The organism is Propionicimonas paludicola, from assembly GCF_002563675.1.
Lineage (GTDB): Bacteria > Actinomycetota > Actinomycetes > Propionibacteriales > Propionibacteriaceae > Propionicimonas > Propionicimonas paludicola.
Genome location: NZ_PDJC01000001.1, coordinates 2,787,427 through 2,801,017, shown reverse-complemented (window position 1 = coordinate 2,801,017; position 13,591 = coordinate 2,787,427). Strand labels below are relative to the sequence as shown.

The window sequence follows — 13,591 nt, the reverse complement described above, 5'->3', positions numbered from 1 at the left end:
ACGCGCCGGGGCGGCGGTTGAGCTGCGCTGATCAGCGCCTATGGTGGCTGGGTGAGGATAGGTCTGCTGGTCGTTGGTGTCGTGAGTTCGCTGCTTCTCGGAGTTCAGGCGCCGATTGCGCGATCGCAGACCCAGGTCGTGTCGGCAGCGCCGCAGCCCTCCGCAACCACCCCCGTCCTGGACAGCTTGCTGGCCGCTCAGGCCGCCGTCCTGCCCGGTGAGGTCGGTCGGCCGATTCCTCCGGTGGATGGCGCCCCGCAGCCGCCGCTGGCCGGTGCGCCGCAGCCAGGCTCGGGCTCATCGTTGCCGAAGGTGGACTGCCGCAAGCACAAGTGCATTGCGTTGACTCTGGACGACGGGCCCAGCCCGCAGACCGCGCGGATTCTCGACCAGCTGGCCGCTCTGAAGGCGCCGGCCACATTCTTCGTTGTCGGACGCCAGGTCGGCCACTACCGCGGAGTGCTGCGCCGGATGGCTGCCGAGGGCCACACCATCGGCAACCACTCCTGGAGCCATCCGTGGTTCTGGAAGCTGAGCCCGGCCGGAATGCGGACCGAACTCGACAAGACCAATCGGGCGATCCGCAAGCTCACCGGCGTCCAGCCGCGCTACGTCCGTCCGCCCTACGGCAACGTCAACGCCGCCGTGAAGAAGGCCGCCAAGAGCCGCGGTCTGGCCGTGGTCGACTGGAGCATCGACCCGGAGGACTGGAAGGTGCGTGACACCACGTCGGTGATCAAGCGCGTCGTCGGCGCGGCCCGTCCCGGGGCGATCATCCTCAGCCACGACCTCTACCCGACCACCCGCAAGGCGATCGGGCCGATCATCACCAAGCTCCGGGCTAAGGGCTATGTGTTCGTCTCTCTGGACGATCTTCTCGGACAGACCCGGCCCGGAAAGGTCTACCGGCAGCGCGGCTAGGAGGCGGTCGCCGGACTCGAGGGCGTTTCCGGGGGTTGCTCGTCGGCCCGGACCCGCTTGGCGATCCGGCTCAGCGCGACATCGGTGATGCCCAGGAAGCCGGCCAGGTCGCGCTGGGTGACCCGCTGCACCAGGCCGGGCTGCTCGGCCAGCAGTGCGCGGTACCGCTGTTCGGGGGTGCTGCGCAGCCAGCCGACGTCCACCTGCAAGGTGGTGGCGTGCATCAGGGCCAGCATGCCGAGCAGGCGCGACCACTGCAGGTGCTGGGCGGTGAGATGTTCGACCACCCGGAAGGAGACCCGCAGCACCAGGCTGGGCTCGACGGCGATCAGGGTGTGCAGGCTCTGCTGGTCGACCACAGAGCGCAGAGTGTCCGCCCGTGGGTGCAGGCCACGGGAAACCACTCGACGGATGCCTTCGGCGCCCATCGCGCTCAGCGGCGCCACGAAGTCGCCCTCCTCGGGGAAGAAGACGGTGGTCAGCCGTCCGTCCGGGAGCCGCAGCTGAGCCTTGAACAGCCCGCTCTGGACGAAGTAGAGGTAGGGGTGCACCTCGCCGGCGGAGAACAGGGTCGCACCCTGGTCCAGCCGGAACAGCCGGACGTTGCTGGCGAACAACTCCCACTGCGGCAACTCGGCGCTCGCGTAGGCCTCGAGCAAGAGCCGCAAGCTTCGCAAGGCGTGCGCGCTGGCGGCGTTCTCGGTGATCATCTGCTCCGTCTTTGGATTTACTCGTTGATCGCCGGCCGGTCGGACTACAGAATTCCGATTGATCAGGGTCAACGGTTGATGGCTGAGTCTTGATAAAGGTTAGCTCGGGAATGGCCGATGTGCGACCTGATCTGGCAGCGTGAAGTCGTACCTGGCGGGGTAATCGTGATCACCCATCGGTATCGGGCAGGGGAGCCCCAGGTGCGAGGGGAGACCGCGTCAGCGACGCCGGATCCGGAAGGCAGGCACTGTTCTGCGGCAACTCCGATCCGGCGTCGCGCGAGGGGAGAAGCCCCTTTTTCGGGGATCAGAACTGACAGGTTGCGGACAACTTGCGCTCGGATGGTGGGTGACAGTTGTCAGCATCTGAGGATGTGGTGTTCACTTTCACGTTGGGGGGACAAAGTCGGTTGCCGCTGCTTAGGGGGACTGGCTTTGAATACATGGCTCTCGGAGCTGATGGTGGCTGTTGCGAGTGGCGGCTTGCGACGTCATCGGGTTCCGAGTTGCGAACTGAGCTCGGCTCCCCAAACAGAGCTTGTTCGCAGGCGGGCGTCCGGACCTGGTCCGGGCGCCCGTCGTTGTTTCTCGGTCACGGCTCGAAGCGGTAGCCGACTCCCGGCTCGGTGATGAAATGTGCCGGGTGCGCCGGATCGGCCTCCAGCTTGCGACGCAGCCCGGCGAAGTACACCCGCAGGTAGTTGGTCTCCTTGGCATAGCCGGGACCCCACACTTCGGCCAGCAGCTGGCTGCTCGGCACCAGGGTGCCGGGTCGACGGACCAGGATCTCGACCAGATGCCACTCGGTCGGGGTCAGCCGCACCGGGGCCCCGTTCCGGCTGGCCCGCTTGGCGGCCAGATCGATCTCGAAGCTGGCGGTCCGGACGATCGGAGCCACCACCTCAGCGCCGTCGGTGCGCCGCAGCGCGGCCCGGATCCGGGCCACCAACTCGTCCATCCCGAACGGCTTGGTGACGTAGTCGTCGGCGCCGGCGTCCAGGGCCCGCACCTTCTCGGCCTGGGCGTCCCGGGCGGACAGCACGATGATCGGGATCTGGGTCCAGCCGCGCAGGCCGCGGATCACGTCCACGCCGTCCAGATCGGGCAGCCCCAGATCGACGATGGCCAGATCCGGCGGGGCGGCGGCGGCCGCTCGCAACGCCGTGGAGCCGTCCGGCACCGCCTCGACCTGGTAGTGGCGGGCGGTCAGGTTGATGGTCAGCGCCCGGCGTAGCGCCGGCTCATCCTCGACGATCAGGAGCCGCGGCATCAGGCCACCTCGAGAGTCACGGTCATGGTCAGGCCGCCACCGCGGGTGGGTGAGGCCACCAGAGTGCCGCCCATGGCCTCGGTGAAGCCCTTGGCGATCGCCAGGCCCAGGCCGACGCCATTGGTCACCCGGTCGCCGAAGTGCTGGAACGGGGCGAAGATCTCGGTCAGCCGCTGCGGCGCCACCCCGGGGCCGTGGTCGATCACCCGGATCACTCCGCGACCGTTCTCGATGGCCGCGCTGACCTGCACCTCGGCCTCGTGGCCATGCCGTCCGGCGTTGTCGATCAGGTTCGCCAGGACCCGCTCCAGCAGGCCGGCGTCGGCCGATAGCAGCGGCAGGTCCTCGGGCAGGTCGAGGGTGATCCAGCTGCGTCCCGGGGCGATCACCCCGGCCAGGACGTCCAGCAGGTCGGTCGGCGCCGGATGCACCGACAGCGCGCCGGCTTGCAGCCGGCTGGCGTCCAGCAGATTGGAGATGATCGAGTTCAGCCGTCCGGCGTGCTCGGAGATGGCGGCCAGCAGCTCGGCGCGATCGGCCTCGGTGAGCTCGATGTCGGTCTGTTCCAGGGTCGAGGCGGCCGCGGTGATCGCGGCCAGCGGGTTGCGCAGGTCGTGGCCGACGGCGGCCAGCAGGCTGGCTCGCAGTTCGTCCACCTTGGCTAGCTCTTCGGCGCGGCGGGCCTGCTCGGCCAGCCGTTGCGCCTGCCAGAGCCGTCCGGTGGTCTGGGCCAGGGCGTCCAGCAGGCTGCGGTCCTGGCCGATCCGCTCCGGGCCGCTGAGTTCGAGCCGACGGCCGCCGCCGGCATCCACACTGAGCTGTTGGTCATCCGGCCCGGCCTCGCCGGAGGAGGCCAGCACCCGGTCGTCCTCGAGCAGCGCGGCCCGGTTCGCGCCGTAGACCGTGCGGGCCTCCGACAAGGCGCGTTCGACCGAATCCGGACGGGTGGCCCGGTTTGCAAGCCCGGTCAGCCAGGCCGCTTCGATCCGGCCGCGCTCGGCCCGTCCGGTGGCCCGGGCGGACGCCTCGGTGCCGATCCCGACTCCGATCGCCACGGCCGCGAACACCACGAGGTCGACCAGCTCACTGGGGTTCTGCACCCACAACGAGCCGTAGGGCGGGGTGAAGAAGAAGTTGGCCATGCCCAGGCTGAGCAGGGAGGCGGCCACGGCCGGGATCACCCCGCCGACCGCCGAAGCGGCCACCGCAACCAGCACGAACAGCAGCAGGACGGTGTCCAGTCGCAGGTCGTCGCGGATCCCGATCAGGCAAGCGGTCAGCAGCGGTGCGCCGATCGCGGCCACCGCGAGCCCGTACAGCCGGCGCCTCCCGGACAGTCGAGGTCCGGTGGTGCCAGCCTCGCCCAACTGCTGGCTCACCTCACAGAGCTTGCCAGATTCTCCTCACGAGTGCCCTGTGCAGCGCTCTGCGGGCGCGGGGACGTCCCCGGTTCCGGCTGCGGCGGTCGGGCCGGCGGCTCGGCACCGGCCCCCGGCGGGCTCAGCCGGTACGGCTCGGCCGACTTCAGCTGGTACGGCACGCTGGTCACCATCACCCCGGGCATGAACAGCAGCCGGGTCTTCAGCCGCAGCGCGCTCTGGTTGTGCAGGATGGCCTCCCACCAGTGCCCGACCACGTACTCGGGAATGAACACCTGGACGACGTCGCGCGGGCCGATGTGGATCCGGTCGAGGTAGCTGAGCACTGGCTCGACCAGATCCCGATAGTCGGAGGTGACGATGCTCAGCGGCACCGGAATGTCGCGGGCAGCCCAGTCCTCGATCAGCTTGGCGGTGCGCGCCGGGTTGGTGTCCACCCGCAGCGCCGTGATCGTGGACGGGTGGATCGCCCGAGCGAAGGCCAGCGCCTTCAGCGACGGCTCGTTCAGCTGGCTGATCAGCACCACGGCGTGGATCCGGCTCGGCAGGATGATTCCGGCCGCCCGGGGCTGCAGCTGGCGGGACACCCGCTGGTAGTGCCGGTGGATCCGGAACATCAGGAACACCAGCAGCGGCATGGCGATCACCACCAGGTAGGCGCCGTGGGTGAACTTGGTGATCAGCACGATCACCAGCACCACGGCAGTGGCCAGAGCTCCGACGGCGTTGATGATGGCCGAAGTGATGTGCGCGGGCGTCCAGCCGTGCTCGCGGGCCTGACGCCGCCAGTAGATGACCATGCCCAGCTGGCTCAGGGTGAACGAGACGAAGACGCCCAGGATGTACAGCTGGATCAGCTTGGTCACCGAGCCGCCGAAGATCACGATCAGCGCGGCGGCCGTGGTGGCCAGGATCACGATGCCGTTGCTGAACACCAGCCGGTCGCCGCGGCGGGTCAGCTGCTTGGGCAGGAACCGGTCCTCGGCCAGGATCGAACCCAGGATCGGGAACCCGTTGAAGGCGGTGTTCGCGGCCAGGGCCAGGATCAGCGTGGTGAAGCCCTGGACGGCGAAGAAGCCGAAGCTGTTGTTGCCGAAGATGGCCGAGGCGAGCTGGGCCAGCACCGTCCGCTGGACGTAGCCTTCGGGCACTCCGCTGAGCTCATGGCTGGGGCTGTCGGCGATGTGCACGCCGGCGCTGGTGGCCAGGAAGGACAGCCCCACCATCATGGTGATGCTCAGCACGGCCATGGCGATCAGGGTGAGTGCGGCATTGTGGCTCTTCGGTGAGCGGAAGGTCGGCACCCCGTTGGAGACCGCCTCGACGCCGGTCAGCGAGGTACAGCCGGAGGCGAAGGCGCGCAGCAGCAGGATCAGCAAGGCAGCCCCGGACGGGGTCAGCCCGGTGAAGCCGAAGGCGGCCGACTCGGCGACCGGGGCGTGCCCCTGCAGCATCTGCCAGAAGCCGGCTCCCAGCATCACGAAGACGCTGACGATGAAGCCGTAGGTGGGGATCGCGAACACCGTCCCGGACTCGCGGACGCCGCGCAGGTTCATCAGCATCAGCACCACGATGAAGCCGACGCACAGCTCGACGGTGTAGGTGTGCAGCTCCGGGAAGGCCGAGACCAGGTTCTCCACACTGGCCGCGATCGACACGGCCACCGTCATCACGTAGTCGACCATCAGCGCCGAGGCGGCGATCAGCGAGGCGGTCCGTCCGAGGTTGGCCTTGCTGACCGCGTAGGCGCCACCGCCGTCCGGGTAGGCGTAGCAGGTCTGCCGATAGGACAGCGTCACCAGCGCCAGCAGGCCGACCACCACCAGGGCCACCCACGGGGTGATCAGGACGGCCGAGGCACCGCCCAGGGCCAGCACCAGCAGGATCTCCTGGGTGGCGTAGGCGTTGGACGAGATCGGGTCGGAGCAGTAGACCGGCAGAGCCAGCCGCTTCGGCAGGAGCGTCTCGTGCATCTGTGCCGAGCGCATCGGGTTGCCGACCAGCAGCCGCTTCGGGGCGCGGAATCCAATAGTCACCAGACCAGCAAACTCCCGTCAGCGGCGGGCCCCGTCCATCCTTGACGCAACCTTTGCGCCCACCCGGCGAACCTTTACGCGTCCTTTACGGGTGGCATCGCGGGGACGGCTCCGCCGCGGATCGAACCGGGGCTTCGATGGCGATAGCGTGAGCCCAGAACAGGAGCGTCAATGCGGGCATTGGTGAAGACGGCCCCCGGGCCGGGGCTGGAGTTGGTCGAGGTTCCCGAGCCGGTGTGCGGACCGGGCCAGGTGAAGCTGCGGGTGCTGCGGGCCGGGCTGTGCGGTACCGACCTGCACTTGGAGGCGTGGGACGACTGGGCGGCCAGTACCGTCCGGGCGCCGCTGACCATCGGCCACGAGTTCTACGGCGAGGTGGTCGAGGTCGGGGCGGACGTCACCGGAGTGGCGGTCGGCGACCGGGCCTCCGGCGAGGGTCACATCGTCTGCGGGAACTGCCGCAACTGCCGGGCCGGACGCCGCCACGTCTGCATCAACACCGTCGGCCTCGGGGTGAACACCAACGGCGCCTTCGCCGATTACGTGGTGATCCCGGCCACCAACCTGTGGCGCCAGCCCGAGGCCATCGACCCGGACCTGGGTGCCATCTTCGATCCGCTGGGCAACGCCACCCACACCGCGCTGCAGTGGCCGGTGGTCGGCGAGGACGTCCTGATCACCGGAGCCGGGCCGATCGGGGTGATGGCCGCGGCCATCGTCCGGCACGCCGGAGCCAAGCACGTCGTGGTTAGCGACCTCAGCGATTACCGGCTGGGCCTGGCCAAGGCGGCCGGCGCCGACCTGTGCGTGAACGTCGGCAGCACCCGAATCGCCGACGCCCAGCGCGACCTGGGCATGCGGGAGGGCTTCGACATCGGGCTGGAGATGTCCGGCGCGCCCAGCGCGGTCACCGAGATGCTGGCCAACCTGAACCACGGCGCCAAGGTGGCCATGCTCGGCCTGCCGAAGGATCCCTACCCGATCGACTGGGGACGGGTGATCACCCACATGATCACCATCAAGGGCATCTACGGACGCGAGATGTTCGAGACCTGGTACCTGATGAGTTCGATGCTGGCCAGTTCGTCCGTCCTTGCCGATGCCATTCGCTCGGTGATCACCCACCGCTTCGCCGCGCAGGACTGGGCACAGGCCTTCGCCACCGCGCGCAGCGGCGAGTGCGGCAAGGTGATCCTGGACTGGAGCTAGGAGCGGTCAGCTCGCCGCGGCGAGCAGATGTCCACGCAGGACGTCCAGCTGCGCGCGGGCAGCGGCCAGGTCGGCAGCCAGCTGGGGCCGAGAGTCGAGCAGGAGTTGCCAGCGCCGCGGGTCGTCGCCGGCCTCGTCCGGGGCGATCGGCAGCGTGCTGACCACACCGAAAAGTCGCCGGATCTTCTCCGGGGACGAGGTGGTCACCCCGATCGGGACGGCCCCCTCGGTCATCCCGATGATCAGCGCGTGGGCCCGGTCGCTGATCACCGCAAGGCTGTCGCGGTAGTAATGCCGCAGGCGGGCCTCTCGGCTGCGGAGACTCTCCGTGGCCGGCCAGTCGAGCAGGTCGGCGCCGAGCCCTGCGGCCAGTTCCGCGGCCCGTTGGCCATCGCGCCGCACCTGGACCACCACCTGCAGCCGGCAGCCCCGCTCGGAGGCGAGCGTGGTCACCTGGTCGTACCACTCCGGGGGCGGTGCCGGCCGGTCGCCGCGCATGGTGACGGTGACCAGCCGACGCTCACCGGGTGAGCGCAGGAGTTCGGCGGGGCTGCCGAGGGCGAAGGCCCAGTCCGGGTTCACCGCACCGCGACCCACCTGGTCGGCCGACCACTGCTCGCGCCAGGACACCAGGGTGGCGGTACGCGCGTTGCCCGGGCCGAAGGTGCTGGTCATGGCGAAACCGGGGCGGACGCTGTTCCCGGCCATCACCACCAGACCACCCCGGATCCGGTTCAGCCAGGCGACCACCTGCTCTGCCGTCGGTCCTCCGCTCGCCGCCCGCTCAGAGATCCGCAACTCGCCGGAGTTGTAGGCCAGGCAGATCCGCTCGCGCAGCACGCTGGCGCGGGCCGCCCGTAGCCAGGCCTTCGGATCTGTGTACAGCCGGTCACCGGATTGCGCGTGCAGCCCGGCCTGATAGTCGGGGGGTACGTTCACCAGCACGTGCAGCTCACCGACGTGTCGCAGGGCGTCCAAGTAGGCCCGGCGCAGCACCGAATCACCGACGTTGTCCTGCTGGCCGCCGGCGTCGACGAAGACCTTCATGGGGTATGCGGCGCCTTCGGCATGAGGTGATCGCAGCCGTGGGGCGGGCGGCCTCGGTACCGTCCGGAGACGGCCACCCTGGCGGGGGCGCAGTGCATGGCACCAGCCTAGGCGTCGGCTGCCGGCTCGGCACCTCCGGTGGGAAGACTTACGCCATGGCCGTGGGACAGCGGATCTGTGTGATCCCGGGCCGCCCGCATCGCCCGTCGTCCGGACGGCAGCAGCAGCGCGATGGCCGCGACGATCAAGGTGACCATCCCGGACAGAATCAGCACGAACTCCACCGACTGGAGGTTGGCCAACGGGCCGAAGACGGCCATCCCGACCGGCATGGCGGTCGCCGAGACGATCCCGAAGAAGCCGAACACCCGGCCCTGCCGATCCGGCTCCACGACCTCCTGCAGCACCGTCATCGACGGTGTGGAGAACACCGGCACCGCCACTCCGGTCAGGAACATGAAGCCGTAGAAGACCCACAGGTTGCTGGACAGGCCCATCCCGATGGACAGGAAGCCGAAGCCGATCGAGGCGCCCACGATCAGACCGATCCGGCTGAACCGCTTGCCCCAGCTGCCGATGGTGGCACCGGCCAGCATCATCCCGATCGAGAACGACAGCTCCAGCACGGTCAGCTTCCAGACCTCTTCGCCGAAGCTGCGAGCCACCATCAGCGGGGTCAGGAAGGACGGGGCCGCGGCCAGGACCATCACCACGGCGTACAGCCCGAGCAGCCAGCGGATCAGCGGATGGGTGACCACGTAGCGGAAGCCGGCGCTCAGGTCGGAGAAGTAGCCGGTCGGAGTCGCCTCCGAGCGGACGATCTTGGCGACCGGAATCAGGGTCATCAGGCCGATCCCGATGGCGGCCGTCACCACGTCCACCCCGAGGATCCAGTACAGCGGCAGGGTCGCGTAAAGCAGGGCGGCCACGGCCGGGGCGATCAGCATCATCCCGGCCTGGATCGACTGGTTGATCCCGTTGATGGACAGCAGCCGGTCGGACGGGACGATCTGCGGCAACAGCGCGCCGACCGCGGGCGTCTGGATGCCGGCACCGGCCGAGCGCACAGCGAGCGCGGCGTAGATTAGCCACAGCTCGCGGTTGCCGAAGAACATCAGGATCGCCAAGGTGGCGGTGGCCAGCGCAATGGACGCGTCCGCGCCGATGATCAGTAGCTTGCGGTTGTGCCGATCGGCCCACACCCCACCGAAGATCGAGATGATCGCCTGCGGCAGGAAGCCGAACACCGTGGACAGGGCCAGCACCGTGCCGTCCTTGGTGGTCAAGGTCAGGTACCACATCACCGCGTACTGGACGAGCATCGAGCCGAACAGCGACACGGTCTGCCCGGTCAGGAACAGCGTGATGTCGCGGCGCCAACCGGGACGCTCTTCGACGGTGGTCACACTCTCTTCGCTGCTCACCGAACCCATTGTGGCTGGCCGCTCTGACAGTTCCCAAGCCCCGTCCCCGACGAGATGCGGGCATAAACTGCGGCCATGTACGACCTGCGCGCCGAACTTGCCTCCACGTTGACCGAGATCGCCGAAGCCGGTCTCTACAAGCACGAACGCGAACTGACCACCCCGCAGTCGGCCCAGGTGGCCACCGCGGCCGGGCCGGTGCTGAACTTCTGCGCGAACAACTACCTGGGTCTGGCCGACCATCCGGCGGTGATCGCCGCGGCCAAGGACGCCCTGGACGAGTGGGGCTTCGGGATGGCGTCGGTTCGCTTCATCTGCGGCACCCAGACCCTGCACACCCGGCTGGAGGCCCGGCTCTCGGAGTTCCTGGGCACCGAGGACACGATCTTGTTCTCGTCCTGCTTCGACGCCAACGGCGGGGTCTTCGAGGTGCTCTTCGGTGAGCAGGACGCGATCATCTCCGACGAGCTGAATCACGCCTCGCTGATCGACGGAATCCGGCTCTCGAAGGCGTCCCGCTACCGCTACCGCAACCGCGATCTGGACGATCTGGAGGCCCAGCTGAAGGCCGCCTCCGAGGCTCGACGGACGGTGATCGTCACCGACGGCGTCTTCAGCATGGACGGCTACTTCGCCCCGCTGCCCGGCATCTGCGACCTGGCCGAGCGCTACGGCGCCCTGGTCCTGGTGGACGATTCGCACGCGGTGGGCTTCATCGGCGACGGCGGCCGGGGCACCCCGGAGAAGTTCGGGGTGGCTGAGCGGGTCGACCTGATCACCGGCACCCTGGGCAAGGCGCTGGGCGGTGCGTCCGGCGGCTACGTGAGCGGCCCGGCCGAGGTGATCGCGCTGCTGCGGCAGCGGGCCCGTCCCTATCTGTTCTCGAATGCGGTCGCGCCCAGCGTGGTGGCCGGTTCGCTGGCTGCCATCGACCTGGCCGCGTCCTCTGGCGAGGCCCGGGCGCAGCTGAACGCCAATGCCGCCCTGTTCCGCGAGCTGATGACCGCAGCCGGCTTCGAGCTGCTGCCCGGCGAGCATCCGATCGTCCCGGTGATGTTCCCCGGCCCGGACGGTGCCCGGCAGGCGGCCGCCATCGCCGACGCCATGCTGGAAAGGGGCGTCTACGTGATCGCATTCAGCTACCCGGTGGTGCCGCAAGGCAAGGCCCGGATCCGGGTGCAGCTGTCCGCGGCGCATTCGGAGGCGGACGTCCGGACGGCTGTGAACGCCTTCGTGGCGGCCCGGGAGCTGGTCGGCTGATCAGCAGTACTGGGCCCAGGCGTCCAGGTTGAGATGCTTGCGGACGGTGCTGAACCCGGCCGGACGGGCCGCGCAGATGCCGGCGATGGTGCCGGAGTACTCGACGTGGAAGACCGGCTTGCCGGCGGCCACGAAGCCGGCGTAGACGCCGCACTCGTGGTACTGCAGGCACTGCTCGTTGACCGCGAACTCGACAGCGGAGGTGGCCTTCGGCAGCAGGGCCAGCGCGTTCTTCAGCCCGATGGCCAAGCCGCGGGCGTGGGCGGCCTTAGCCAGCGCCTTCAGGTAGGCCAGGGAGTGCTTCGACTTCAGGGGGAAGCCGGTCGGGGCGTTCGCGTAGCCGTCCATGTTGTCCGGATCGACGGCGTCAAAGCCCTTGTCGCGGCACTGATCCAGGCGCTTGCTCATGATCGGCATGAGTCTCTTCAGCTGCCGGATGTCCAGCCAGCGCTCGTCCGGCCAGCCGTCCAACTTCTTGCCGATCGCCGATTTCGGGAACTTCTTGCGGTCGGGGCGCCAGTTCTCCCAGCTGCCGGCGCTGAAGTAGCAGATCACCTTCTTGCCCTGCGCGTGCAGCGTGGCCACCTGGGCCTTGGTGGTCTCGACGCCGTCCAGGTCGACCACCTGGGCGTCGGTGGCGGCCAGGGCTCCGACGTACTGCAACTGCCAGCTCAGACCCTGGGTGGGTTTCCAGATCCGGGCCAAAGGAGTCGTGGCCTGCGGCGAGACCTCGGGGGCGGGAGAGCTGGTCCCGGCTGCGGCGGACACGTTGGTGGTCGGACGGGTGGCGTCGGCCGCGCAGCCGCTGACGGCCAGAGCGAGCGCCAGGAACAGCCCGGTGAGCCTCACGGCTCCATCTTGCCCGCGATCTCGGCGATCAGCGCCAAGCCGCGAGCCAGCTCGGTGTCCGTGGCCGCGCCGAAGCCGAAGACGATGCCGCCGCGTCCGTCCGCGCCGGACCAATAGCTCGACAGCGGGCTGACCTGCACTCCGGCCGCGGTCAGCTCGGCCACCACCTCGTCCTCGGGCCGGACGGTCTCGACCACGGCGTGCAGACCGCCGTCCATGGGTTGCACTCGCAGGCCGTCCCGGTCGGCCAGGGCGTCCATCACCTGGGCCCGGCGGCGCCGATAGCGCTGCCGCATCCGCTGGGTGTGCAGCCGCAGCGCACCGGCGTCGAGGTAGTGGGCCACGGCCCGCTGCGGGACCAATCCGACCGGCTGGCCCAGGTCGGCCCGGACGGCCCGGACCGGCTCGACCAGCCAATCCGGCAAGGCCAGGAAGCCCAGGGCCAGGGCCGGGGTCAGCGTCTTGGACAAGGTGCCCAGCAGCACCACCCGGCCGTCGTCCGGATCGTCCAGCGAGGCCAGCGCCGGCAACGGCTGGGACGTGTAGCGCAGCTCGGAGTCGTAGTCGTCCTCGACGATCACCACCCGATGCGCCCGGGCCCACTCCAGCAGCCCCTGCCGCCGGTCGACCGGCAGGCTGCCGCCCAGCGGGTACTGATGGCTGGGCGTGACCAGGACGACGTCGGGGGCGTCGGTTCCGGTGGGCAGGTCGGCCACTGCCAGGCCGCGGTCGTCGGTGCGCAGCGGCAGCACCTGGGCGCCGTAGTGGGACGGCACTCGGCGCAGCGACGGGTAGCCCGGTTCCTCGACCCCCACCCGCAGCGGACGGCCCTGCCCGGCTCGCACGGTTGGGTCGGAGAGCGCAGCGAGCAGCAGTCCGAAGCCCTCGCGGCCTCCGGCGGTCACGGCCACCTGTTCGGGGTTCCAGACCACGGCCCGCATTCGGCGCAGGTGCTCGGCCCAGGCCCGGCGCAGGGCCGGCAGGCCGAGTTCAGGCACGGACTGGTTCACCGGTTCGGCGGCCGCCTGTCGCCAGGCGGCCTTCCAGGCCGCCCCGACAACCTCGTCGGTCCACGGACGTCCGGGGCGCAGGTCGAGGGTGGTCTGCGGCGGCGGTGCCGGCACCGACATGGCCGGAGCCGGACGCGGATGCACTCGGCGCAACTGCGGGTTGACTACGGTGGATCGTCCCGGCGCCGCGCTCAGGTAGCCCTCGGCCAGCAGCTGGTCGTAGCCGGCCACCACCGTCCCTCGGGAGACCCCCAGATGCTCGGCCAGCGCCCGGGTCGAGGGCAGCGCATCGCCGGGAGCCAGCACGGCTGCGGTGATCAACTCGCGCAGCCCGGTGGCCAGTCGTCCGGGCAGCGGGCCGTCCCCGTCCAGCCGGACGGGGAGCGTGATCTCGGGGGTGCGCCGCACCCGTCCAGGATACTGGTCCAACAACAGTTGGGTAGTTCTGGCTCTTGGAACAGTCCAGTTAGGCGGCC

General features: G+C 69.5%; 11 protein-coding genes. 3 read left to right on the top strand and 8 right to left on the bottom strand.

The window, feature by feature from the left end:
- Window positions 1-51 precede the first annotated feature (51 nt).
- Entirely contained in the window at window positions 52-921 is an 870-nt protein-coding gene (locus ATK74_RS12965) for a polysaccharide deacetylase family protein (RefSeq protein ID WP_169923856.1), read from the top strand.
- Here the strand turns inward: ATK74_RS12965 and ATK74_RS12960 are convergent.
- The 4 genes from ATK74_RS12960 to ATK74_RS12945 form a co-directional block, all read right to left on the bottom strand.
- Window positions 918-1,631 carry a Crp/Fnr family transcriptional regulator gene (locus ATK74_RS12960; protein WP_098461431.1) on the bottom strand — a complete coding sequence of 238 codons (714 nt, stop codon included), beginning with the start codon at window positions 1,629-1,631 and terminating at the stop codon, window positions 918-920. The two genes, ATK74_RS12965 and ATK74_RS12960, sit on opposite strands and share 4 nt — an antisense overlap.
- A gap of 592 nt (window positions 1,632-2,223) precedes the next feature.
- Window positions 2,224-2,901 carry a response regulator gene (locus tag ATK74_RS12955; RefSeq protein ID WP_098461430.1) on the bottom strand — a complete coding sequence of 226 codons (678 nt, stop codon included), beginning with the start codon at window positions 2,899-2,901 and terminating at the stop codon, window positions 2,224-2,226.
- Window positions 2,901-4,280 carry a sensor histidine kinase gene (locus ATK74_RS12950; protein WP_098461429.1) on the bottom strand — a complete coding sequence of 460 codons (1,380 nt, stop codon included), beginning with the start codon at window positions 4,278-4,280 and terminating at the stop codon, window positions 2,901-2,903. Before ATK74_RS12950 ends, ATK74_RS12955 begins: the two co-directional genes overlap by 1 nt.
- Window positions 4,277-6,316, bottom strand: coding sequence for an APC family permease (locus tag ATK74_RS12945; protein WP_211283378.1), 2,040 nt, complete (start codon window positions 6,314-6,316; stop codon window positions 4,277-4,279). Before ATK74_RS12945 ends, ATK74_RS12950 begins: the two co-directional genes overlap by 4 nt.
- 171 nt (window positions 6,317-6,487) lie before the next feature.
- On the opposite strand from ATK74_RS12945, the gene tdh reads away from it, so the two are divergent.
- On the top strand, window positions 6,488-7,525 hold the full coding sequence (gene tdh, locus ATK74_RS12940) for an L-threonine 3-dehydrogenase (RefSeq protein WP_098461427.1): 1,038 nt from the start codon (window positions 6,488-6,490) through the stop codon (window positions 7,523-7,525).
- 6 nt (window positions 7,526-7,531) lie between these two features.
- Here tdh and ATK74_RS12935 read toward each other — a convergent pair whose 3' ends face one another.
- Both ATK74_RS12935 and ATK74_RS12930 read right to left on the bottom strand, forming a co-directional pair.
- Window positions 7,532-8,572: a polysaccharide pyruvyl transferase family protein gene (locus ATK74_RS12935; protein WP_098461426.1), complete on the bottom strand. Its 1,041-nt coding sequence runs from the start codon at window positions 8,570-8,572 to the stop codon at window positions 7,532-7,534.
- A gap of 107 nt (window positions 8,573-8,679) precedes the next feature.
- Window positions 8,680-9,996, bottom strand: a complete 1,317-nt coding sequence (locus ATK74_RS12930) for an MFS transporter (RefSeq protein ID WP_098461425.1) — start codon at window positions 9,994-9,996, stop codon at window positions 8,680-8,682.
- An 84-nt stretch (window positions 9,997-10,080) separates the two neighbouring features.
- On the opposite strand from ATK74_RS12930, the gene ATK74_RS12925 reads away from it, so the two are divergent.
- Window positions 10,081-11,256 carry a glycine C-acetyltransferase gene (locus ATK74_RS12925; RefSeq protein WP_211283463.1) on the top strand — a complete coding sequence of 392 codons (1,176 nt, stop codon included), beginning with the start codon at window positions 10,081-10,083 and terminating at the stop codon, window positions 11,254-11,256.
- Here the strand turns inward: ATK74_RS12925 and ATK74_RS12920 are convergent, their stop codons facing one another.
- A complete protein-coding gene (locus tag ATK74_RS12920) occupies window positions 11,257-12,105 on the bottom strand; it encodes an endo alpha-1,4 polygalactosaminidase (protein ID WP_169923854.1) in 849 nt (282 codons plus the stop codon). It abuts the gene before it with no gap.
- The gene (gene pdxR / locus ATK74_RS12915; protein ID WP_098461422.1) at window positions 12,102-13,523 is read right to left on the bottom strand and encodes a MocR-like pyridoxine biosynthesis transcription factor PdxR; all 1,422 of its coding nucleotides are present in this window, start codon (window positions 13,521-13,523) and stop codon (window positions 12,102-12,104) included. The genes ATK74_RS12920 and pdxR overlap by 4 nt, the downstream gene beginning before the upstream one ends.
- Between the last annotated feature and the right edge of the window lie 68 nt (window positions 13,524-13,591).

Excerpts from the sequence above, each read along its gene's own strand:
- ATK74_RS12955 (WP_098461430.1), bottom strand. The coding sequence starts at position 2,901 with ATGCCGCGGCTCCTGATCGTCGAGGATGAGCCGGCGCTACGCCGGGCG.
- ATK74_RS12960 (WP_098461431.1), bottom strand. The coding sequence starts at position 1,631 with ATGATCACCGAGAACGCCGCCAGCGCGCACGCCTTGCGAAGCTTGCGG.
- ATK74_RS12935 (WP_098461426.1), bottom strand. The coding sequence starts at position 8,572 with ATGAAGGTCTTCGTCGACGCCGGCGGCCAGCAGGACAACGTCGGTGAT.
- tdh (WP_098461427.1), top strand. The coding sequence starts at position 6,488 with ATGCGGGCATTGGTGAAGACGGCCCCCGGGCCGGGGCTGGAGTTGGTC.